Source organism: Paenibacillus sp. OSY-SE, from assembly GCF_000283315.1.
Lineage (GTDB): Bacteria > Bacillota > Bacilli > Paenibacillales > Paenibacillaceae > Paenibacillus_B > Paenibacillus_B profundus.
In genome coordinates this window covers 96883-119374 of sequence record NZ_ALKF01000191.1, presented here as the reverse complement: position 1 = coordinate 119374, position 22492 = coordinate 96883, and the positions used below count along the sequence as shown (strand labels likewise).

General features: G+C 50.0%; 15 protein-coding genes. 11 read left to right on the top strand and 4 right to left on the bottom strand.

What is annotated here, in order from left to right; translation table 11 throughout:
* Positions 1 to 26: 26 nt before the first annotated feature.
* On the bottom strand, positions 27 to 932 hold the full coding sequence (locus A372_RS0120025) for a LysR family transcriptional regulator (RefSeq protein WP_019422680.1): 906 nt from the start codon (positions 930 to 932) through the stop codon (positions 27 to 29).
* 260 nt (positions 933 to 1192) lie between these two features.
* On the opposite strand from A372_RS0120025, the gene A372_RS0120020 reads away from it, so the two are divergent.
* Genes A372_RS0120020 through A372_RS0119995 form a run of 6 tightly spaced genes read left to right on the top strand, consistent with a single transcriptional unit; the run spans position 1193 to position 7786 of the window.
* On the top strand, positions 1193 to 2806 hold the full coding sequence (locus A372_RS0120020) for an ABC transporter substrate-binding protein (RefSeq protein WP_019422679.1): 1614 nt from the start codon (positions 1193 to 1195) through the stop codon (positions 2804 to 2806).
* Positions 2793 to 3782, top strand: a complete 990-nt coding sequence (locus tag A372_RS0120015) for an ABC transporter permease (RefSeq protein WP_019422678.1) — start codon at positions 2793 to 2795, stop codon at positions 3780 to 3782. The genes A372_RS0120020 and A372_RS0120015 overlap by 14 nt, the downstream gene beginning before the upstream one ends.
* Positions 3782 to 5680, top strand: coding sequence for an ATP-binding cassette domain-containing protein (locus A372_RS0120010; protein WP_019422677.1), 1899 nt, complete (start codon positions 3782 to 3784; stop codon positions 5678 to 5680). The genes A372_RS0120015 and A372_RS0120010 overlap by 1 nt, the downstream gene beginning before the upstream one ends.
* A 54-nt stretch (positions 5681 to 5734) precedes the next feature.
* Positions 5735 to 6487 carry an ABC transporter ATP-binding protein gene (locus A372_RS0120005; protein ID WP_019422676.1) on the top strand — a complete coding sequence of 251 codons (753 nt, stop codon included), beginning with the start codon at positions 5735 to 5737 and terminating at the stop codon, positions 6485 to 6487.
* Between the two features lie 20 nt (positions 6488 to 6507).
* Complete coding sequence (locus A372_RS0120000; RefSeq protein WP_019422675.1) at positions 6508 to 7146, top strand: hypothetical protein; 639 nt, start codon at positions 6508 to 6510, stop codon at positions 7144 to 7146.
* Between the two features lie 4 nt (positions 7147 to 7150).
* The gene (locus A372_RS0119995) at positions 7151 to 7786 is read left to right on the top strand and encodes a hypothetical protein (RefSeq protein WP_019422674.1); all 636 of its coding nucleotides are present in this window, start codon (positions 7151 to 7153) and stop codon (positions 7784 to 7786) included.
* 166 nt (positions 7787 to 7952) lie between these two features.
* On the opposite strand, the gene A372_RS0119990 is transcribed toward A372_RS0119995, so the two are convergent.
* Positions 7953 to 8981, bottom strand: coding sequence for a hypothetical protein (locus tag A372_RS0119990; protein ID WP_019422673.1), 1029 nt, complete (start codon positions 8979 to 8981; stop codon positions 7953 to 7955).
* 323 nt (positions 8982 to 9304) lie between these two features.
* Here A372_RS0119990 and A372_RS0119985 point away from each other — a divergent pair, with 323 nt between their 5' ends.
* Positions 9305 to 10291 carry a C40 family peptidase gene (locus A372_RS0119985; protein ID WP_019422672.1) on the top strand — a complete coding sequence of 329 codons (987 nt, stop codon included), beginning with the start codon at positions 9305 to 9307 and terminating at the stop codon, positions 10289 to 10291.
* A 182-nt stretch (positions 10292 to 10473) separates the two neighbouring features.
* On the opposite strand, the gene A372_RS0119980 is transcribed toward A372_RS0119985, so the two are convergent.
* Both A372_RS0119980 and A372_RS0119975 read right to left on the bottom strand, forming a co-directional pair.
* Complete coding sequence (locus tag A372_RS0119980; protein ID WP_019422671.1) at positions 10474 to 10851, bottom strand: hypothetical protein; 378 nt, start codon at positions 10849 to 10851, stop codon at positions 10474 to 10476.
* A 47-nt stretch (positions 10852 to 10898) separates the two neighbouring features.
* Entirely contained in the window at positions 10899 to 12008 is a 1110-nt protein-coding gene (locus A372_RS0119975) for a UDP-N-acetylglucosamine--LPS N-acetylglucosamine transferase (protein WP_026011182.1), read from the bottom strand.
* A gap of 208 nt (positions 12009 to 12216) precedes the next feature.
* Here A372_RS0119975 and A372_RS0119970 point away from each other — a divergent pair, with 208 nt between their 5' ends.
* From A372_RS0119970 to A372_RS0119950, 4 genes are all read left to right on the top strand, one after another.
* On the top strand, positions 12217 to 12795 hold the full coding sequence (locus A372_RS0119970) for a TetR/AcrR family transcriptional regulator (RefSeq protein ID WP_019422669.1): 579 nt from the start codon (positions 12217 to 12219) through the stop codon (positions 12793 to 12795).
* A 314-nt stretch (positions 12796 to 13109) separates the two neighbouring features.
* Entirely contained in the window at positions 13110 to 15308 is a 2199-nt protein-coding gene (locus A372_RS0119965; protein WP_036704762.1) for an Ig-like domain-containing protein, read from the top strand.
* A 1036-nt stretch (positions 15309 to 16344) separates the two neighbouring features.
* Positions 16345 to 20943: a glutamate synthase large subunit gene (gene gltB / locus A372_RS0119955; RefSeq protein WP_019422666.1), complete on the top strand. Its 4599-nt coding sequence runs from the start codon at positions 16345 to 16347 to the stop codon at positions 20941 to 20943.
* Positions 20944 to 21065: 122 nt separating this feature from the next.
* Positions 21066 to 22370: an MFS transporter gene (locus tag A372_RS0119950; RefSeq protein ID WP_019422665.1), complete on the top strand. Its 1305-nt coding sequence runs from the start codon at positions 21066 to 21068 to the stop codon at positions 22368 to 22370.
* Positions 22371 to 22492 lie beyond the last annotated feature (122 nt).

Here is a 22492-nt window from a genome sequence, read left to right as displayed (position 1 = left end):
TTCAAAAAAGGGCGTAGCAAGTATGATTAAGCGTTACAATTCAAAATTAAAGCGTCCTGAGCACATTCGCAAAAAGCGGTCTCGATTTGGGTAAGCGGCTTGCGCTTCCGATGAATGAATCCGTTGCGTCGTTCGATGCGCAAACCGTATACGGGCTTCGTTATGAGCTCGCCTGCATCTAGTGAACCACGTGCGGCATAGTAGGGAATAAAGGCAGAGCCCAATCCAGCCTTAATGGATTCCTTGATCACCTCAAAGCTGCTCATATGGATCGTATCTGGCTGTATCCCCAACTCATAGATCGGAGATAAAATGCAATCCTGCAAATAGCTATTTTGCGGCAGCAGCAGCGTTGTGCGGGCAATATCGCGAGCATACAGCATCTTCCGCTCCGCCCAAGCATGATCCGGCGGAAGCACGAGCACAAACTCATCTTTAAACAGCACAAAGGAATCAAATTGAGCCTGAACATATTTGTCTTCCTCATAAATAGGCAGGAAAGCCATATTGATTTTTTCCTCCATAAGCATGTTGATTAAATCTGTATATCGATACGTATGGAGCTCAAAATGCTGCTGTGGATAGCTGTGGTGAAACCGCCGCAAAATATCCGGCAGCACGTATACCCCCATATAGTTGCTGGCATATAGCGAAAGCACAGGGCTCGAAAGACCCGCGTTCTTGATGCTCAGCGAAGCCTCATCAAATAGAGCAACCATTTTTTTGGCATACTTGTGCAATACTTCCCCCTGTGGTGTCAAACGCACCGATTTTCCCGAGCGAATCAACAGCGTTGCCTCGAATTGCTCCTCCAACTGTTGAATGTGGCTGGTTACCGTCGGTTGAGAGCAGAAGAGTCGCTTCGCCGTTTCGGAAAAAGACCCGCATTCAGCTAACGTCAAAAAAGTTTCCATTTTATCGAGAACCTTCATGAATGCAGCCTCCTAAGGGGGAATGAGAATAGTAGAGAGTATACTAAATATGAGATTGATAATCAATATCAATTAAAACAATAAACCTATCGTTCTTTTTAATACATCTATTAGATTTTAATATGAAAGCGGAATCAAATAAGCTATGCCGCTATTATTCCATATATCACTCCTGTTATTGATATTGATTTTCATTATCAATTAATTTATCTTAAATTTTGTACGTTACAGCTTGAGTCGAGAAAAGGAGTGTTATTTCCATGCGATTTCGCAAAATATCATACTTAGTCTTACTATTAACGGCATTCATTTTACTGTCAGGATGCAGTTCATCGAATACATCTACACCGATAGAAAATGAAAAGGCGCTGCAAACCTCAACAGCAGAGGCGCAGCCTTCAATCCGAATCGGATGGCAGGACAGCGGCTATCCATCGCCGTTTGCTTTCAAGTCGTCAGGCCCGGGCGGGTATTTGCGCAATAGCTTCTTGTTTGACACCTTAACCTGGAAAGACGGCACAGGGGTTATTCCATGGCTCGCTAATTCGTGGAAGGTGTCTGAGGATGGATTGCGGTATACGTTCACGTTGGAGCAGGATGTGAAATGGCATGACGGAACTGCATTGTCCGCAGATGATGTCGTGTTTACATATGAATACGTAAAGGAACACCCGTTTCCATGGACAGGCGACATTAGCCAAATCAAATCTGTGTCCAAAACGGGAGACAGCACGGTTGAGTTTCAGTTGAATAACAAGTACGCTCCATTTTTAAGCGATCTGGTGGGGATCGTGCCTATTATTCCGAAGCATGTATGGGAAAAAGTAAGCGAACCGATCTCTTATCGCGATCCGTCAGCACTGGTCGGCACAGGTCCATTTACGCTAAAGCAGTATGATGAGAAGTCGGGACAATATTGGTTTAGCGCCAATGATAACTATTTCAAGGGAAGCGTGAACGTAAAGGATGTTGCATACATGGATGCGAAAAACAAAGTGCTGTCCCTGCAGAAAAATGAAATTAATGCGGCATCGACTTTAAACTATCGGGAAGCGGAGCAACTTCAGAAGGAAGGCTTTCATGTTATGAAGAGCGAGCCGGCAGGCAGTGCGGTCCGCGTCGTATTTAACCATAGCCATCCGCAATTAAAGGATAAGCGATTGCGTCAGGCATTGGCATATGCGCTTGATCGTACGGAAATGGCTAGCAAAATTGTGGGCGGGACACCTATTCCGGGCAGCGGCGGGATTATTCCACCGGATTCGCCATGGTACAACGACAAGGTTAAGACCTACGAATATAACACGGCCAAAGCTGAACAAATGCTCGACGAGCTTGGTTACCGCAAAGCCGGCAACGGCGTACGCCAAGACTTGAAGCTGAGCCTGATAGTCTCCTCAACTTCCAAAGAAGCGCAAATGATGAAGGAGATGCTGAAAAAGGTCGGTATCGAGTTGAACATTCAACAGGTGGATGGGGCGACGTTCACCTCTGCAATGGGTGAGAACAAATACGATATGGCGCTAACTGGGCATATCGGGTTGAGCGGCGACCCAGACTTCTTACGACTATGGTTTTTAGGAAAAGCGAGCAATTCATTTGCAGCCAGAGGCAGCTTGTTTGACCATCAGCAGTTCCAGCAGCTAGCGCAGGAGCAGCTGCAAGAGCTGGATACTGCGAAACGAAAAGAGATTGTAGGCGAAATGCAAATGATCTTGTCAGAGGAATTGCCGACACTCGTCTTGTATCATCGTCCATTTTATTTCCTTTACAAGGCAGCTGAGTTTGACCGTTGGTTCAACACCTATGGCGGTATAGCGGACGGCATACCGCTATGGGACAACAAGGCGGCATTCATCGATGCGAAGAAGTAAGCACACTGTCACCTATTTGTATGTGCTGTTCTTTGTACTGCTTTTGAATTTTGTTCTCCCTCGGCTGCTGCCGGGGGGGCCTATTGATTTTTTGGAGGGCGGGGAAGACGGCCCTGTTTTTATCTCGGATGCGCAAAAAGTAGCGATGAGGGACTACTATCATCTTGATGAATCGGCATGGATGCAGCTTGCGGACTACGTGAAGGGGATATTCACCTTCGATTTCGGGCAGTCGTTTACCTATAAAATGCCAGTCTATGAAGTGATTATGAATCGTCTCCCGTGGACGCTGCTCATCGTTGGCGTGGCAACCGTGTTGTCAATCGTGATCGGCATAGTTGCAGGATTGCTATCTGCATGGCGGCATGCAGGGGATCATGATCGCGGATGGTTTCTCTCTATGATTAGTGTCAGCACGATCCCGGATTTTTTGACAGGGATGTTATTCGTTCTCGGATTTTCGGTGAAATGGGATTGGTTTCCTCTCGGTGGTGCGGCGACGCCTTTTTATACACCTAACGGTTGGTGGGACCTTTTGATAGACGTGTCTTGGCATGCAGTTCTGCCTGTCGTGACCTTGACGGTGGCGAATACGGCCAGCATCTATTTACTGATGCGCAATGAAGCTATCCGGGTGCTGCGCGAGCCGTTTATTGAATTTGCATTAGCCAAAGGTGTGGGCAGCGGCACTATTTTGTACAGACACGTTCTGCGAAACGCCATTCTCCCTATTATAACGATGGTTGTTGTCCGACTTGGCGGGCTGCTGGCCGGATCGGTACTCGTAGAAACCGTATTTTCGTACCCGGGCATCGGTAATTTGTTGCAGGAAGCGATTTTGGCGCGGGATTACCCGCTGCTGCACGGACTTTTTGTGCTGATGACCGTTTTTGTATTGCTGCTCAACATGGCCGCAGATAGGATATACCCGCTGCTTGACCCTCGAATCCAGACAGGAAAGCAGGGAGGATCGTGATGAACCGATCAAAAAAAGCAGGCAGCGTTATAGTAGCATGTTTTGTCGGATTAGCTCTTGCAGGGCCTCTGCTCGCAGGTGTAGAGCCCTTTGCATTTGATGGCGAACGACTGCTCACTCCATCGAGTGTGAATTGGCTCGGCACCAATGCGCTAGGCCAGGACGTGTTCAGCCAGCTCAGTTACGGGGCACGTACGACGCTCTTAATCGGGCTAGGCGTTGCCATTCTGAGCACCACGCTAAGTGGTGTGCTTGGACTTGTGGCAGGTTATTTCAAAAGGCTTGATCCATTGATTAACGGATTGGCGAATGTGCTGCTTGTGCTGCCTTCTTTGCTCCTTGTGCTTATTGTAGCCGCCTTTACATCAGGTGGCGTCTGGCAGTTGATTGTAACGCTTGGCTTGCTTACTTGGCCCGGATATATGAGGCTCATTCGAGCCTCTGTGTTGTCGCTGCGTGAGCGGGAATTCGTTAAAGCGTCACAGTTGTTTCAAGGAAAGCCAAGCTATATTTTGCGAAAGCACCTGACACCCTTTATCGTTCCACTCTTGCGAACGAAGTTCATTCTATCGTTCCGTCAGGTGGTGACGATGGAGGCGAGCTTGTCTTTCCTTGGTCTGGGCGATCCGAACCAACCGACCTGGGGAAAAATGCTGGAGCAAGCTTTCCATCAAACCGAAACGTGGATGACAACAGCTTGGCAGTGGACGATTGTACCGCCTATGCTGGCGCTCCTGCTCGTAACGATTGGACTTGCTTTATTAAGCGAAGGCGAGTATCAGCAAGGGAACAGATTGCTGCGTTCCTACAGCCCAAGCAGCAGGGTCAAGCTGCTGCTTGCTTTCGGTGAAATTGCTGCGTCTGTGCCATGTGCGCATTCCAGTGTCAAGGCAGCCGAGCAATCTCAACGTGCTGAACATTGTACTGCGACTCATGCTGGATCGGATAACGCGGTTGTGGTTCACGATTTAAGCGTGGTGCACAATGGGCGTACGATTTTGCAGCCGATGTCTTTTTCCATTGCAGCAGGAAGCGTCACGGCTATTATTGGCGAGTCGGGTTCAGGAAAAACGACGCTGGCGCGGGCTGTATACGGCTTGCTGCCGGATGATGTGATGAGTGGAGCGGTGTATATTCGTAGTGGCGGCACAAATGGCTCAAGCGAGACAAGTGGCACAAGTGACACAAGTGACACAAGTGACACAAGTGACACAAGTGACACAAGTAACATCTGTGCAACGAATGGGAGCAGTGCTGAACAAGGTATGAACCGCTGGGTCGACGCTGCATTTATTGTTCAGGACCCACGACTTAGCTTCAATCCACTGTTGACTATTGGTCAACAGTTCATGGAGGCGATCCAGGGAACGGACGCATCAAGCATCACTGTATCGGAGAAACGGCTTGCCGCCAAGCAGGCATTGCGAGAGGTGCAGCTTTCTGATCGGCTGCTGGACAGCTACCCGCATGAATTAAGCGGAGGTATGCTCGGCCGCGCATTACTAGCACTTGCGCTAATTAATAAGCCAAGTCTGCTGATTGCTGATGAGCCGACAGGTGCGCTCGATCCTATCGTGAAGTGGGAGATTCTTAATTTGCTCGTCACTAAGGTTAGAGAGCATGGGATGACGCTGCTGCTGATTACGCATGATCATCAGGCGGCGCTGCGGGTGGCTGACGACATGATGATCATCAAAGATGGTCAGCTGCTGGAGCACGCGCCTGCGGAGCAGTGGCTGCATCATCCTGCAACGAGCTACAGTCGTGAACTGCAGGCGCTTATGCCATCGATAAGACGAAGACATATAAGTGAAGAGTTCAAAAAGGTCGGTTTTCAGCACCGAGAGGGTTGCAGGAACTTGAAGAAGGAGCAGCGGAATGTAGGCCGGACTACATGAGCAGCGGACTTTTTGAACAACCTCTATAAATGAATGAGGTAAGGAGTGCAAGCGATGCTCGAGCTGAAGCATATTTCAAAGCGCTTTGGTCAGTCCAAGCAATTTGCGGTTCAGGACGTATCGTTCTCGATTCCTGAGCATGAGGTATTTGCGTTAGTAGGAGAAAGCGGATCTGGGAAATCGACACTGGCCGAGCTTATTGTCGGATTGCAGCAGCCGACAGAGGGTTCTATTATCTGGAGAGGAGCTCCAATACAGCTGCAAGCGCACTTGCAGCGCCACGAGCAGTCGCGGCAAGTGCAAATCGTATTTCAAAACCCAGATCGCTCCCTCAATCCGTATTGGAAAATCAAAGACATCATTGCCGAGCCGCTTATTTTGAACAAGTGGACGAAGTTGGCGTCACAACGGAAAGTCGAGGAGCTGCTAGAACGAGTTCGACTGCCTCATGAGCTGTTAGAGAGACTGCCTACCGAATGCTCAGGCGGGCAGAAGCAGCGAATTGCCATTGCGCGTGCATTAGCGCTGGAGCCTGAACTGCTTATTGCCGATGAAATCACATCGGCGCTTGATCCGATAACAGAACGGGACATTTTAAGCTTACTGTCTGAATTGAAGCGGGATCATAACATGTCTTTCTTATTTATTACGCATCGACTTGAAACGATTCGCGGCTTCGCAGATGCTATCGCTGTCATGAAAAACGGCATGCTGCTTGAGATGGGAGCGACAGAGGACGTATTGCAGCATCCCGCTAACGCGTATACCAAATCGCTAATAGAAGCTTGTTACGATGACTATGCTTAGGGAGGTTAGTTTATAGCACCATGACGACGCCCATAAAAATTGCTTTTTTAGATTCCTATTCGGACAGTCCCTCACGAGTGTATCGGCATGAATTGTACTGCAATCGGCTAGAGCGCATGTTCTTGTATGATATGACGATTGATAGACTGGCACCATACGGTGCCCTAATTGTGCCTAACAATATAGATGAGGAATTTTTGTATCAACATCGTGATAGTATAGCGCAGTTTTTGGAGCAGGGACGAATTGTTGTTTCTTTTGCCCAACTATTTTTGCCATGGCTGCCCGGAAATAGCTTGTGGATTCGAAGCTCACTAGACACGAATGCACGGACCATACTTGCTCATGATGAGCATCCACTCTTTCGTGGTGTAACGGAGTACGACCTGAATTATCGACGCGGTGTAAAAGGCTTCTTCTCGCGGGGCTATTTCGAGGCGCCTGCACATGCAGAAATTGCGTTATGGGATAATGCGGGTCAGACGGTTGTTTATATTGATCGTCACACGACCAGAGGGACGATTTTGGCAGGTGCAGGTACGGATCTGTTAGCATACGGATTGTCCGACACGACAACAGCTCGAAGAATGGGTCAGCAGTTGTTGACTTGGATCGATAGAGAGTATAATTTCGTGTTCACAACCTCTATAAGGAGTTAAGACGATGAAGACAGCTATATTATACGGCGGTGTCAGCTACCAGCATTATTTTTTTACGAGAAAGGAAGGAAAGTACCGCCAGCGGTTTACCGATATGATTTACATTTTAGATCTGCATCGGACCGAGCTGCGACAGTACGATTACGTGATTGTGCCTACCCGCTTAAATCAGGATATGCTGTGCGAGAATTCGGAGCAATTCCGTCATTACTTGGAGCAGGGAGGACATATCATTAGCTTTGGAGAAATCGAGAAACAGTGGCTTTCTCCTGTTAATTGGAAGTTTTACCCGACTAATTTTTACTGGTGGGTCAATCAAGGCGCTGATTTGCCGTTGTATCCGGTCGATGCTGAACATCCGTTATTTCAAAAGATTTCGGTCAATGATGCGAAGTGGCACTATCACGGTGTATTTCGGTTAGAAGCTGGTACGGGAGCGGAGCCTGTCCTCGTTAATGAACTGGGAGAAGCGATTATTTGCGTCGATCGTCAATCGTATAAAGGAAATATGTATATAACGACTTTGGATCCAGACTATCATTTCGGACAAGGTTTTATTCCAAAAGTAGAAACGTTTCTGGATGGTTATCTTGCTTGGATAGAAGAAGATATAATGCAAGGATCACGATTAAATAAATAATTTTCTTAACAATTAACCTGACAGGCTGCCGAGACTTTCTCGACAGCCTTTTATTAACCAACTGTCCCAGCCGAGAAGCCGCATTGCCAAGAACAGTAACGCATGGCTATAGGTAAACCAGTCCCCGGTCAATCCCAAAACAATTTCCTAATCCACCATCCATCCCTTACTCCCGATCACCCATGACCGCAGTCACAAAATCATGCGGCTTATCTAAGCACAGCGCAATCTGCTTCATCTGGCGCTTCATGCCGAAGCGGCTCGTCACCGTGACCGGACGGTGGAACTGAAGGATGACGTTCGGCGTGCCGAAGACAGGCACAGCCGTATCGCGCACCAGCTCCTTCGGCAGCGGCTCCTTCGTCATCCACACGCTATTGATGTCCTCGCGTTCCACATCGGCCCAGATGTCATGGGCGAAGCGGATACGCACGTCCCGATCGGTGACCAGCACCGGGTTCAGCTTCATCAGCCGATAATCTGCAATGAGGGCGAGGATGAAATATACGTTGGACAAGGTTAATATCCATGCCGCGAGCGCCGACCATTGGTGAATGAGAAAATGAAATCCAGCCCCCTCCAAGACAAGCACATGGATGATGCCGATGACGATGACGAGCATGCTGGACTGTTCCAAACCGCTAAAAGCAGCGGCGCGCTCTGGAGCATAAGGTTTTTTCCGCCAGCTGAACAGCGCGTGATAGAAGACTGAGGCTTCGTGTGTAAGCAGTGCGCCCGTCTTCTGCGAGCTTACCGTATCGGCGAAGGCCGAGCGCAGCGCATCCAGCGCGGCTCCGCCTTCCGCAATCGAGTTCCGGTACGACCGCTGCACTCGCACCAATTGATAGAGCACATAAGCAGCCAAACTGATGCCGCACCCCAAGGCTAAGGCGTCGAGGAGCTGCTGCAATTCTGTGCCTACAGGTGGAACGAACAGGCTCATCGCTGCATAGCCAGCCAGTCCTGCTGCAAGTGAACGGACGAAGGCGGCTCTCTTCAGGGAGTCGGCACGGCGAACGCGGAACCAGAAATACAACAAGGGCAGGATGACCATGAAATCCAATGCGATTCCGAACGATAACAGATTCGGAACGGTGGAGGAGGAGAAGGTGAGGAGCAGCGCAACATCCGCCGCAGCTACCAATAGCATAGCCAGTATCGGCCAAAAGACGGAAAAACGCTGTATACGAATCATGGAACACGCTCCTTTTTAGATGAAGATACTTCTATAATATACCACGTGCTCTTGGAGGATTGTGTAAATCTTTTCTTTTATATGGTTTTAAGTGGTTCTATAGAACTATATCTAGTTAGAATTTTGTCGAATTTTAAGAGAATAGTCCGATAGCAGCATGAATGAAAGTCTATATATAATAAGGGCAAGCATGATTTGGGATGTCATTACAAATATAGAATTATGATTAAAATAAACTAGTATTTGACATCTTGTTCATATGAACATTAGCTCAATATTTGGTTGCACGTCACAGCAATGTACGAACAACAAGGAGGCTTCTCATGAAAAAAAAATTACTGTTAGGTTTACTAATGTTTACGATGGCAAGTCAGATGATGATGACACCACTGCACGCAGCGCCTGCGCCAGAGGCGAGCACGGATGCTGAAATAACGAGCCAAATTCCGCAATTGGATGAATATTTGATAGAAGAAGGCGATCCGGATAGCGATGACGAGAACAGCGGCTTCCTTCTCGATTCGGAAGTGACCTTGATTGATCCGGTTACATTGCAAGCGTCACCTGCGGCTAAGCAGTTGAACGAGCAAAAAACGGGGAAAGTCGTTTACGGCGTTAATTTACGCACAGAACCGTCCACCTCTGCCACCATTATTCGGATGGCGAAGAAGGGCGAGCATGTCGTCATTTTGGACAAGCATAATAACAATTGGTACAAGGTTCAGGATCAAAACGGCACCGTCGGGTATATGAGTGCTGATAGCAAATACATAGAAGTGGAGGCTACCCCATCCACAGCGCCTTCTGGTTCAGCGGCAGACGCTTCTGGCGAAGAAACCTATGTTATGGCCGCCGCCTCTTCCAGCAAGTCGGCGAAGATTGAGAAAGTGATTAAGACGGGCAAGAAGTATAAGGGGACACCTTATGAATTCGGTTCGAACCGCAACAATACGAAAACGTTCGATTGTTCCGACTTTGTCAGACATATTTATAAAGAAGCATTGGGCGTCGTGCTTCCGACGGATTCCCGCAAGCAGGGAGCCTGGATTAAGTCTCATTCCACGGCCAAAACTAGCATCAGCCAATTGAAACGAGGAGACTTGATGTTCTTTATGACCTATAAAGGGTCGAAAAAATCCAATTATAGCGGCATTAATAAGTCCAAGCAGCGCATCACTCATGTCGGCGTGTACTTGGGCAACGGGCAAATTTTGCATACGTATTCCAAAAAGTCGGGTGGCGTGCGCATCGATAACATCAAGAACACGACGTGGGAACACCGCTTCCTGTTCGGCGGCAGCGTCTTATAGAGTGAACGCCAAAGGTTATTATATCGTTCCTATCATTATCATATTACGTACTCTGGAAGAGACCCTTATGTGGTCTCTTCCTTCTATTAGAAGAGGAGCGCGAATACCACTAAGCGGCATACGAGAAAGAAGGCTGCACCCGATGAGCGTGTTCTGCTCACGGATACAGCCTCTTCCGTCAATTATTGATATTTGGGCGGCTCGTTCTTCGTCTCATCGATTCTCGGCATCGTGCGGTATTTCTTCGTCTTCGACAGACGGACAGCAATCCACGAGCTGATGGCGCTTAACGGCAGCAGCAGCACGATCGCCGCAATTTTCACCGTGTCATCCTGCGCCAATGCGAACAAAATAACGCATGCCATGAGCGGCAAGTAGTCGATAGAGCGCACGACCACGTGGCGTCGGCCCCATTTGCTTTCCGCGGCCCCGAATAATATAAATCCAAGAAAGATGACGGCAATGAACAATCCCTTGCTGCTTATCCAACCGAGCGTCTTGGCGAGCAGCCCAAGCGCAATCAGCACATTGCCCGCAAATCCCATTACTGAAAACATCATTATGCATCCATCCCTTACCTTTACATCGTTACGTGAATAAGATTCGATTATTGCAGCAATTCCAATACGGCTTGGGCGCATTTGTCCGGTTCTCTGAAAATGAGCTGGCCTGATTGCCGCTTTTGGCGCAGCGTCTCATAATGAAGCAGCAAATCATTGAACCATTTCGCTACCGTGTCTTTCGATTCAATGAGCTCTCCAAAACCATGCTCTGTAAAATAGTCGCAATTCTCTTCCTCTTGCCCTGGTATCGGCGCGTAGAACAGCATCGGAATGCCTTTGGTCATCCCTTCCGTGCACGTCATGCCACCGGGCTTCGTCACTAACAGATCGGAAGCATCCATTATTGTTGACACTTCTTGCGTGTATCCAAAAATATGTATGTTCGGATGCCGGTACATCGGATCCTGCTCCATGCGCTGAATCGCCTTCTGATTGCTGCCCATGCAGAACAAGAGCTGCACATGTTCGCACCAAGTCGACATATATTGCAGCAGCTCTTCATCCAGTGCCAATCCCCAACCTCCGCCCATAATCATAACGGTGGGGAGTGGCTTCAGGCCAAGGGTTTGCTGTGCCTCAGCTTGGGGGCAACGCTGCCAGAACTTCGGATGAACAGGAATTCCCGTGACCACGATGCGATCGGAAGCAATCCCGCGCATAAGCAGCTTCTGGCGCACCTCAGGGGCAGAAACAAGATATTGATTCACCTCGGGATTCAACCATGTGCCGTGGGCGTCGTAATCCGTTATCAATGTATATAAAGGAATGTTCAATCCAGAACGCTTAAGACGCGATATGACGATATTGGGAAACGGATGCGTACAGACGACGGCATCCGGGCGCAATTGTTCAACGACATGGGAAGCTTGTGTGTAGAATATGCGATGTAAAGCCAACTGCGTAAATCGGTTCAGCGATTTCTTATATTTTTTGCGATACAAAAGTCCGACCAATTTCGGCTGCGCGCTCACCGTCTTGCGATAAGCGGCAAAAATCAACGGACCTACCGTCGGATTCAGGAACTTGCCCAGTTCAATGACTCGTGTCTGAACATCGGGGGCAAGCTGTCTAATACCAACTGATAAAGCATACGCAGCCTGCGTATGGCCCGTGCCGAAACCTTCGGACAGAAGAAGGATTCTTTTTTTTCGCATGTTCTCACCCATATCCATTATAACCGGAATGTCTACAGGAAGCATCAGCCAATAAGACGAATCGATCTAAGGATTTACCTTCGTGCTGCTAGCAAATGCGGTTGAAATTCGTATTATTATATGTTACATTTTTGAGTAAAGACAGTGTGACCAAAATATCGAAATGGTCAGTTAGTCATGTGTCTGTCGAAGAAAGGAGCCAGAGGAGATGTCCATAGACCGCCGAAAACAGATCGTTGAAGCGGCAGCGCAATCCTTTGCTTTGTTCGGCTATAAAGCGACGACGATGGATCAAGTTGCCAAGATTGCCCAAGTGGGCAAAGGCACGATATATACGTTTTTTACGAATAAAGAAGAGTTGTTTGATGAAATATTACAACAGCTCATTCATGAAATGAAGGAGATTGCTGATCGGGAAATTCAAGCGGACAAGTCGTTCTTCGATAACCTGTACCGCGTGCTCGATCGGGTGTTGGATTTCCGCAGTCGACATGAACTGGCAATGAAGCTCTCGCAGGAGGTGCGTGACTTCGGCACCCCGATGGCTAAGGATGCGCTCCTTACGCTCGAAGGGGCACTGCTTGAATATGTGGAACGCCAAGTTCGTCTGGCCATGGAGAAGGGCGATGTGAAAGATGCCGATCCGAAGATTATCAGCTTCGTTATGCTCCAATTGTATAAAGCGCTGTCAACAGAGTGGAACAAGCTGCATGAACCTTTGGATAAGGAATCGATTAAGTCCTATTTCCAACTCCATTTCATGGACGGGCTCGCCACGGACAAGTAAGCGGCTTAAGCAAGAACAACCTTCCAATCCGAACCGAATTGCTCGGCAGGATGGAAGGTTGTTTAAGTCTGTGCTTATAGTTGCTGATTACTGGTTCAGACCATTTGAGCGACATGTACTTCATTGGTTATATCCCCGGGCCCCGGGCAGACAATACCATAATTTATTCTTTGCTCTAAATAGGTAAATAGACTCAAATTTATGTTTCTTTCACTGAAGTTGAGTGTATAAGGTAACAATTTTGGCTTCAATAACCGTTATATATCTATATAAAAATATGTTAGAGGCAGTGTAAAGGGAAGGGAGAAGATAGGGTGAACGCAACTAGTAAGAGAACATCGTGGTTCAGCATGGCGCTTGTTTTTACGCTTCTGTTCGGCTTGTTGCCGTTTTATGGGGTAGCGAACGCGGAGGATACCGTGACTGGCATCGCTTTTGAATCCGACGTTTCCCCTGTACATGTGGTTGTCGAAGGACAATCCGTACAAATGAAGGTAATCGCAACGATTAAAGATAAGACAGATAAGAAAGATGTAACGAGTCTGGCTACTTGGAGCTCTTCCAATCCGAGCGCAGTTAAAGTTGATGCGGGCTGGGTAAGCGGCGCAGGCAAAGGAACGTCAGAGATTACCGTAAAATATCAAGGCTATACGCTGAAGAAGACGGTTGTGTCCAGCTATCAGTTCGATCAGTTGAGCGTGCGCATGGTGGAATCCGGGACTGAAGTGCCCAAGGAGATGAATGCGCTGCTGGGTATGAAGTTGAAATGGAAGGCGTTTGCCTTTGATGAAGCAACCGGCACGGAAAATGACGTGACGGCCGACGCTACGTGGAGCTCGTCCAAAACGGACGTCGCTGACATCGATAAAGGCGTTCTTACCTTGAAAACAAAGGGCGAAACAGAAATTACGGTTAAGCATAAAGGACTTAGCAAAAAAATTAAGTTGAAGGTCGATTTGCCGTATGAGGAAATGACGCTGTCTCCGGACAAGCTGGTTGAATTCGATTACGGCGCTGATTCCCAGACGGTAATCGCGCAAACGAAGACCAAAGACGGCACGCTTGAAAATGTGACGGATAAAGCCGAATGGAGCAGCAGCGACACGAACGTTGCAGAAGTAAAGTCCGGTGTCGTCAAGCCGATTGGCGTGGGAACGGCGACGATTACAGCAAGTTATCTCGGCGCTTCCAAATCCGTCACGGTCGTGGTGCGGGCTTCTTATCAGGCGATGCGATTGACGCCGGACAAGGCGCAGCATATGATGCTTGGCGATGGGCCGCTAACGGTTCAGACCTTTGTGCTGAACAGCGTTGACAATCAGCAGGAAGTGACGGATCTCGCCGAATGGACATCGAGCAATGTGATGGCCATAACTGTGGACCAGGGCAAAGTGTATGCGAAAGGCGCCGGCTCGTCCACAATTACCGCGAAATACAAAGGCTTGACCAAGTCCATTGAGGTGACGGTTCACCCGACGATCGAGAAGCTAGAGTGGGCGGATGTCGACAAGGATAAAGACAAGGGTGAAATTCGCAAACAAAATATATATATGGAAGACGTACAGGATTTGCCGAAAATTAACGCGGTGACGTTAAACGGTGAAACGATCGATGTCTCGGGTCTGGCTGATTGGACATCCGGGAACTCAGATATTGTCTCCATTAAAGACGGCAAGATGAAAGCGGAGAACCGAGGCGTCGTCACATTGACGGCGAACGTGCGCGGCCAGACGCTGGCGACGGAAGTGACCGTGCAGCGCAAAGCGCTCGTGCTGCAAGCCAATGCGACCGAGTTAAGCGTAGTGACAGGACGGGAGCAGGCGGTTCCGGAAGTGACGGTCATCTACATCGATGGCGAGGAAGAGCGTGTCACCTCCGATATGAAGTGGGAATCGAGCTCGCCGAACCTGTTGGTGCGTGACGGCAAGATCAAAGGGCTCATCGCTGGCAAAGTTACATTGAACGGCACCTTCTCGAATGTGAAGCTGTCGCTGAAGGTGACGATTGATGAGGAGATCATATCGTTTGATATCGTTCCGCAGACTATTACCACGAATGTTAAAAAGTCTCAGTCGGTCAAGGTGACAGGGAAATATAAGAACGGAAAGACGATTACTCTTGGATCGAAAATCAAATGGAAGATCGAAAATGAAAAGGTGGCAACGGTTAGCGGCTCTACCGTCAAAGGAGTAGCCATAGGCAGCACGAAGTTGATTGGCGAATATCAAGGTCAGCTGCTTGAAGTTCCGGTTCATATCAAGCCGCGCTTGTTGAAGCTGGAGGCGACTCCGAAGAGCGTGAAGATGGGCGTAGGACAAAAGGCAAGTTGGAAGGTGCAGGCGATCTATGATACGGGGGAAGTAGCAGATGTAACTTCTCAGGTCACTTATGTGCCTTCCAATACGAAGGTCAAGGTAGAACGCGGCAGTGTTCAAGGTGTGGCGAAAGGCAGCACCTCCGTCAAGCTGACATTAGATGGAAAGAGCACATCGCTGCGCGTAAGCGTGAAATAAATAGGAATGGAACTACTGATGAACCCGCATATCCGTTAGGATGTGCGGGTTTTTCTCATGAAATTCGGAATGGAAGATGTCTTCTGCAATGGTGTCACTTTTTCCTTACCGGAGAAAGTATGCCCGTTCGATCCTTTGTCTCACTCTCCCCTCTATTCAGAACAGCGGCCCCCATTCCCCTGCAAACGGGTTTCTATCGTAGAATCAAAACACGAGCTGAAAATAAAAATTTATGTTCTTAGCCAAAGACTATGATGCGAGGCTTCCGTTCCATGGTCCTTATAGTCATTCTCCCATATAGTCAGAAAGGATAACGTTGAGGATGAGGTACATGCTCTGCCATCCAGTCAGGAAGGATAACGTCGAGGATAGGTGCATGCCGTTTCGTATAGACACCATGCCATGAAGCGGCCGATCATGATGGCAGTAATCTCGTCAGCATCCAAAGCTGTCATTGAGCGTATCGCTCCTGATGGAGATTGAGCGCACCGCCTCCTGATGGTCATTGGGCGCACCGCTCCTGAAGGAGATTGGGCCTACCGCTCTTTGATGGAGATTGAGCGCACCGCCTCCTGATGAAAGGGGAGAATGAAGCAAAGGGGCAGATGAAGCGAATCCCCTTCAGTCTGAACGCGCCACTGCACGAACGGAACCTTAGGTTATGAAAACTTTCCGCTCAATCTTGAACCATACTCTTTCATGCAAAATAACGAATAAAAATACATATATGCGCGAACATACTTTTTTTTCTATTCTTGATCGACCTTCTTTATATGTATAAAAGTGCAAAAAAAGAATCATTATTTATAAACGATAATCGTTCAGTATACACGGATTGAGAAGCTGGATAAGCTCTTTACACTAGCTAAACCTATCCAATAATTAAAATTATCATATGCATAAAAATATTAAATTGCCATGATATAAGCACGGTGTTAAAATGATAAAACAATACAAATGAATAATTATAAATTCATTCCAAGTTCGTGAATATCGATGCTAAGAAAGTTCAATTTATATAGAAAGGTTGCATTCCATGAAACAAAACGGCTTACCTCCAAAACAAGGTCTATATGATCCGCAGTATGAAAAAGATGCATGCGGAATGGGTTTCGTCGCACATATCAAAGGACGTAAGTCTCATGATATCGTTCGTCAGGCGCTAAGCGTGCTTGTCAGTATGGAGCACCGCGGCGGACAAGGCAGTGAACCAAATACCGGGGACGGTGCAGGCATTATGCTGCAGATTCCGCATCGCTTCTTCGCGAAAGAAATGAAGGCGCAGCATATCGAGCTTCCTCCATCCGGCGAATATGGCGTCGGGATGCTGTTCATGTCTCAGGACGAACGCATCCGCGAGCGTCATGAGACGGTGCTCCGCCGCATTGTCGAAGCAGAAGGCCAGACGTTCATCGGCTTCCGCACAGTGCCGACGAATGAAGAAGGGCTCGGCCATTCCGCGAAGGCGGTAAAGCCTTATGTCCGCCAGCTATTTATCGGCCGCAGCGCCGATCTTCAAGATGAGCTGGCGTTCGAACGCAAGCTGTATATGATCCGCAAGCTGGCGGAAAAAGAAATTCGTTACACGCAGGAAGACGGAGCAGATTCGTTCTATATTCCGAGCATGTCATGCCGGAAGATTGTGTACAAGGGCATGCTGACGACAGAGCAGGTCGGACGATTTTACTTGGATTTGCAGGACGAGAATCTGGATACGGCAATTGCGCTTGTCCATTCGCGCTTTAGCACGAACACGTTTCCAAGCTGGGAGCGGGCTCACCCTTACCGCTATATGATTCATAACGGAGAAATCAATACACTGCGCGGCAATGTCAACTGGATGCATGCGCGTCAGACGTTGTTCCAATCCGGCATCTTTGGCGAGGATCTGGCGAAGATTAAGCCAGTCATCGACCACGACGGTTCGGATACGGCGATGTTCGACAATACCTTCGAATTTCTCTATTTGGCAGGTCGGCCGCTGCCGCACGTCGCCATGATGATGGTGCCGGAGCCATGGTCGAATCACGACAGCATGGATGAGACGAAGAAGGCATTTTATGAATATCATAGCTGCTTGATGGAGCCGTGGGACGGTCCGGCGGCGCTGGCGTTTACGGACGGCGTGCAGATTTGCGCGACGTTGGATCGCAACGGTCTGCGTCCTTCGCGCTATTACGTGACGAAGGATGATTTGATTATATTGAGCTCCGAAGCCGGGGTATTGGATATTCCACCAGAGCATGTGCTGTATAAAGATCGTCTCCGTCCTGGGCGGATGCTGGTTGTCGACACGGAGCAAGGACGCATCATTTCGGATGAGGAAGTGAAAGCACAGATTGCAGCCGAGAATCCCTATCGGGAGTGGTTGGATGAGCATCTGATTGACTTGACCGATTTACCTGATGCGCCAGAAACACCGGAGCCGAAGCACGAGAACGTGCAGCAGCAACAGCAAGCGTTCGGCTATACGTTCGAAGAGCTGCGCAAGATTTTGGAGCCGATGGCAACAAGCGGAGTAGAGCCGCTCGGTTCGATGGGATATGATGCGCCGCTCGCTATCTTGTCTGACCGGCCGCAGCGTCTGTACAACTATTTCAAGCAATTGTTCGCTCAAGTTACGAATCCGCCGATCGATGCCATTCGCGAAGAAATCGTGACGGCGACGGGAACGACAATCGGGCCGGAGCGCAATTTGCTTCTGCCAGAGCCGGAGAGCTGCCGTCATATTAAGCTTGCGACCCCAGTGCTGTCGAATGAAGAGTTCGCGAAGCTGCGCCATATCCGGCGCCCAGGCTTCAAGTCCATCACGATTCCGATTCTGTTCCTGGCAAAGGAAGGAGCGGAAGGCATGCGTGCGGCGCTGCAGACGATGTGCGAAGCCGCAGACAGGGTCATCGGCAAAGGACATAACATTATTATTTTGTCTGACCGTGGCGTGGATGAGGACAATGCGGCGATACCGGCATTGCTTGCGGTATCGTGCCTGCATCACCACCTGATTCGCCAAGGCACACGCACGAAGGTCAGCCTGCTTCTCGAATCCGGGGAACCGCGTGAAGTGCACCATTATGCGCTGCTGCTCGGCTACGGCATCAGCGTCGTGAACCCGTACTTGGCGTTTGAGACGCTGGACGATATGATTCGTCAAGGCTTGCTGGGCGGCATTACGCATGAGAAGGCGGTAAAGAATTACATCAAGGCGGCCACGAAAGGCGTGGTGAAGATATTGTCCAAAATGGGCATCTCCACCGTGCAATCGTACCGCGGCGCGCAAATCTTCGAAGCCGTCGGCTTGAAGCAGGACTTCATTGATGCCTACTTCACGTGGACACCGTCGCGTATCGGCGGGATCGGCTTGGAAGAGATTGCGAAGGAAGCGCTGACCCAGCATTTTCGGGCGTTTGCGCAGCAAGCGGGGCGTGATCCAGAGCTCGATTCCGGCGGAGAATATCAATGGCGCAAGGGCGGGGAGGAGCACCTCTTCAACCCGCAGACGATTCATACGCTCCAACAGGCATGCCGCACGAACGATTACAAGTTATATAAGAAGTATTCCGCCTTGGTGCAAGGCGAGTACAGCCAGAACCGGACGCTCCGTTCCCTGTTCGAATTGAAGCCTGCCGGACCGTCCGTTTCCATCGAGGAAGTGGAATCGGTCGAGTCGATCGTGAAGCGGTTCAAGACCGGCGCGATGTCGTTCGGCTCCATCTCGAAGGAGGCGCACGAGAGCTTGGCTATAGCGATGAACCGCCTTGGCGGGAAATCGAACTCGGGCGAAGGCGGAGAAGATCCGGCACGCTTCGTGAAGGATGCGAACGGCGATTGGAGACGGAGTGCCATCAAGCAAGTGGCGTCGGGACGCTTCGGTGTGACGTCGAATTATTTGGTCAATGCGGAGGAAATCCAGATTAAGATGGCGCAAGGCGCAAAGCCGGGCGAAGGCGGACAGCTGCCGGGACGCAAAGTGTATCCTTGGGTCGCGGAAGTGCGCGGTTCAACCCCAGGTGTCGGGCTCATCTCGCCGCCGCCGCATCATGACATTTATTCGATCGAAGATTTGGCGGAATTGATATATGATTTAAAAAATGCGAATCCGCGGGCGCGCATCAACGTCAAGCTCGTGTCCGAGGTCGGCGTCGGCACAATTGCTGCAGGGGTGGCGAAAGGACGCGCCGACGTCATCCTGGTCAGCGGATACGATGGAGGCACCGGGGCGTCGCCGCAAGGATCAATCCGCCACGCGGGACTGCCGTGGGAGCTTGGACTAGCGGAGACGCATCAGACGCTCATTCTGAACAACTTGCGCGACCGCATCGTGCTGGAGACGGACGGCAAGATGATGACCGGCCGCGACCTGGCGATTGCCGCCCTGCTCGGAGCGGAGGAATATGGCTTCTCGACCGCGCCACTCGTCGTCATCGGCTGCGTCATGATGCGAGTCTGTCAGCTTGATACATGTCCGGTCGGGGTGGCGACGCAGAATCCAGAGCTGCGTAAAAACTTCGCAGGCGACCCGCAGCACGTCGTTCACTTCATGCGCTTCATTGCGGAAGAGCTGCGTGAGCTGATGGCTGAGCTCGGATTCCGCACGCTCGACGAGATGATTGGCCGCTCCGAATGTCTGAATGTGAAGGAAGCCGTCGACCATTGGAAGGCGAAGCACCTCGATCTGTCGTCTCTCTTGCATCAGCCGGAGCTGCCGGAAGGATCTGCGCGCATTCGGGTGCGCGCACAGAATCATGGCTTGGAGGAGACGCTCGACATGAAGGAGCTGCTTCCGTTAGCCGAGCCCGCGCTTGCGCGTCAGGAGCCGATCGCAGGCACGTTTGCCATCTGCAACGTGAACCGCGCGACGGGCACGATTGTCGGCAGTGAAGTGACGCGCCGTTATGGAGCGGCCGGCTTACCGGAGGATACGATCCGTTACACGTTCGTCGGCTCGGCCGGACAGAGCTTCGGCGCCTTCGTGCCGCGCGGCATGACGCTGGCGGTAGAGGGCGACTGCAACGATTATGTCGGCAAAGGCCTCTCGGGCGGCAAGATCATCGTCAAGCCGTCACCGCAAGCGACATTCGTGCCGGAAGAGAACATTATTATCGGGAACACGGCCTTCTATGGCGCAACCAGCGGAGAAGCATACATCCGCGGTATTGCCGGCGAACGCTTCGCCGTCCGCAATTCCGGTGTCCATGTCGTCGTGGAAGGGGTCGGCGATCACGGCTGTGAATATATGACCGGGGGAAGTGTCGTCGTGCTCGGTACGACCGGCCGCAACTTTGCTGCAGGGATGTCTGGCGGTATAGCCTATGTGCTCGACAGCGATAATTCCTTTGTAGACCGCTGCAATCTGGAGATGGTGCTGCTGGAGCATGTGGAGGCTGAAGAGGAAGCCCTGCTGGTGAAGAAGATGATCGAACAGCATGTCCACTATACGGACAGTGAGCTCGGCGTGCGTCTGCTTCGCGACTGGGAGACGACAAGACGGCAACTGGTCAGAGTCATTCCGAAAGATTATAAACGGATGATGGAGCAAATCGCGAAGGTGAAAGCGAAAGGAATGACTGGCGAGGCAGCCTTGTTGACTGCTTTCGAAGCAAATATGCGAGATCTATCACGTGTCGGCGGAAACTGATTTATGATACGATAGCCTTAGTCTGCTGCTCGGAATTTCCGAGCTCAGACTAAGGCTTTTTTAATAGGACCTTGACTTTGGGAGAGACAGTTGGTGATAGAATGAGGCATTCGCCTTTAGGGATGTTTCGCAATTATACACGGGAAATGAACGTCTTTATATGGGCAAGCATGATCAATTCAACAGGCGGCGCGCTCATGTGGCCGCTCACTACCTTGTTTGTGCATACACAATTGAACCGCTCGCTGGCAGACGCCGGATTTGTCATCTTCATGCAGATGCTGGGCGGGGTCATCGGGCAACTGTTAGGTGGAGGACTATACTATCGCATTGGTGTGCGCCGGCTTCTGATCGGAGCCTTGGCAGCGTCGTCCGTTCTGCAATGCACGCTCGTCATTACCGCACATGCCGATTGGTGGCTGTATGTGACGACGATGACCGTGTTGGGCTTGACCAACTCCATGTCGATGCCAGCCATTCAATCCTTTATCGGATTTCGCTGGGCCGATCGAAGGGAAGAGCTCTTTAACGTTATTTATGTGGCGAACAACATCGGTGTTGCGCTTGGAACTGCGATGAGCGGCGTGCTAGCCGATATTTCCTTCAATCTCACCTTCGTGTTGAACGGTGTGACCTCGGCTGGCTTCGCCATTTTCTTTCACCGCTTCCTGCGCGGCATGCAGGAGGAGGGGCGGGCGGGAACTCATCCGTCTGCTCAATCACAAGCGGGGACGGAACAAGCCAGGAAGCAAGCTGCGGCACCGGATCTGCAATTGCCCGACAGCGGAGTGCTGCCTGAACGAAGCATATGGAAGAAGCTGGCGGCGTACCGGCTATATTTGTTCATGTCGCTCGGAGCCATGTTTGTCTGGCTTGCGAATTCCCTCTGGGGAACAGGTGTTGCTCCGCATATCGCCGATCACAATATGAGCTTTTCCATGTATAGCTTACTGTGGACGTTGAACGGCGTGCTTATCTTTATGGCGCAGCCTATTATATCGTGGTTAAAACGCACGATCGCGAAGCCATTAACGGCACAGTTGACATGGAGCGCCGTATTTTATGGACTAGCCTATCTAGTTATATGGTTCGTGCCGGTATATGGTGGATTTGTGCTCGGCATGGTGCTGGCTACACTTGGGGAAATGCTGGTATCTCCAGCGGTTCCTGCGTTTCTTGCCGCTCGTGCCGGACGGGAGGCGCCGTTCTACATGGGGGTCGCTGGCGGAATCACCTCCGTCGGCCGCATGATTGGCCCGTATGTGCTAGGGATCATGTATGATCGGAGCGGGTTGAATGGGGTAGCCGTCATCTCGACTTGGATTGCCGCCATCGCGGTGATGTTCTTCGTCCTTCATGCATGGGTGCAAACGAAAGAACAAAAACAACGAAACACGAAAAACCATTCATTTGACACATATTCATAACAGTAATATGATATTCGACAAAAATAGAAGAAAAAATAGGCGCACTTCGTTTCAGCATCCGACAGTATACCTGACTTGACTGGGCTATAATAATGATGTCGCAAAATAATGATGACGAGCTC

Bases quoted from the DNA above. Each gene is read 5' to 3' on its own strand.
- A372_RS0120025 (WP_019422680.1), bottom strand. From the start codon at position 932: ATGAAGGTTCTCGATAAAATGGAAACTTTTTTGACGTTAGCTGAATGC.
- A372_RS0120020 (WP_019422679.1), top strand. From the start codon at position 1,193: ATGCGATTTCGCAAAATATCATACTTAGTCTTACTATTAACGGCATTC.
- A372_RS0120015 (WP_019422678.1), top strand. From the start codon at position 2,793: ATGCGAAGAAGTAAGCACACTGTCACCTATTTGTATGTGCTGTTCTTT.
- A372_RS0120010 (WP_019422677.1), top strand. From the start codon at position 3,782: ATGAACCGATCAAAAAAAGCAGGCAGCGTTATAGTAGCATGTTTTGTC.
- A372_RS0120005 (WP_019422676.1), top strand. From the start codon at position 5,735: ATGCTCGAGCTGAAGCATATTTCAAAGCGCTTTGGTCAGTCCAAGCAA.
- A372_RS0120000 (WP_019422675.1), top strand. From the start codon at position 6,508: ATGACGACGCCCATAAAAATTGCTTTTTTAGATTCCTATTCGGACAGT.
- A372_RS0119995 (WP_019422674.1), top strand. From the start codon at position 7,151: ATGAAGACAGCTATATTATACGGCGGTGTCAGCTACCAGCATTATTTT.
- A372_RS0119990 (WP_019422673.1), bottom strand. From the start codon at position 8,981: ATGATTCGTATACAGCGTTTTTCCGTCTTTTGGCCGATACTGGCTATG.
- A372_RS0119985 (WP_019422672.1), top strand. From the start codon at position 9,305: ATGAAAAAAAAATTACTGTTAGGTTTACTAATGTTTACGATGGCAAGT.
- A372_RS0119980 (WP_019422671.1), bottom strand. From the start codon at position 10,851: ATGATGTTTTCAGTAATGGGATTTGCGGGCAATGTGCTGATTGCGCTT.
- A372_RS0119975 (WP_026011182.1), bottom strand. From the start codon at position 12,008: ATGCGAAAAAAAAGAATCCTTCTTCTGTCCGAAGGTTTCGGCACGGGC.
- A372_RS0119970 (WP_019422669.1), top strand. From the start codon at position 12,217: ATGTCCATAGACCGCCGAAAACAGATCGTTGAAGCGGCAGCGCAATCC.
- gltB (WP_019422666.1), top strand. From the start codon at position 16,345: ATGAAACAAAACGGCTTACCTCCAAAACAAGGTCTATATGATCCGCAG.
- A372_RS0119950 (WP_019422665.1), top strand. From the start codon at position 21,066: ATGTTTCGCAATTATACACGGGAAATGAACGTCTTTATATGGGCAAGC.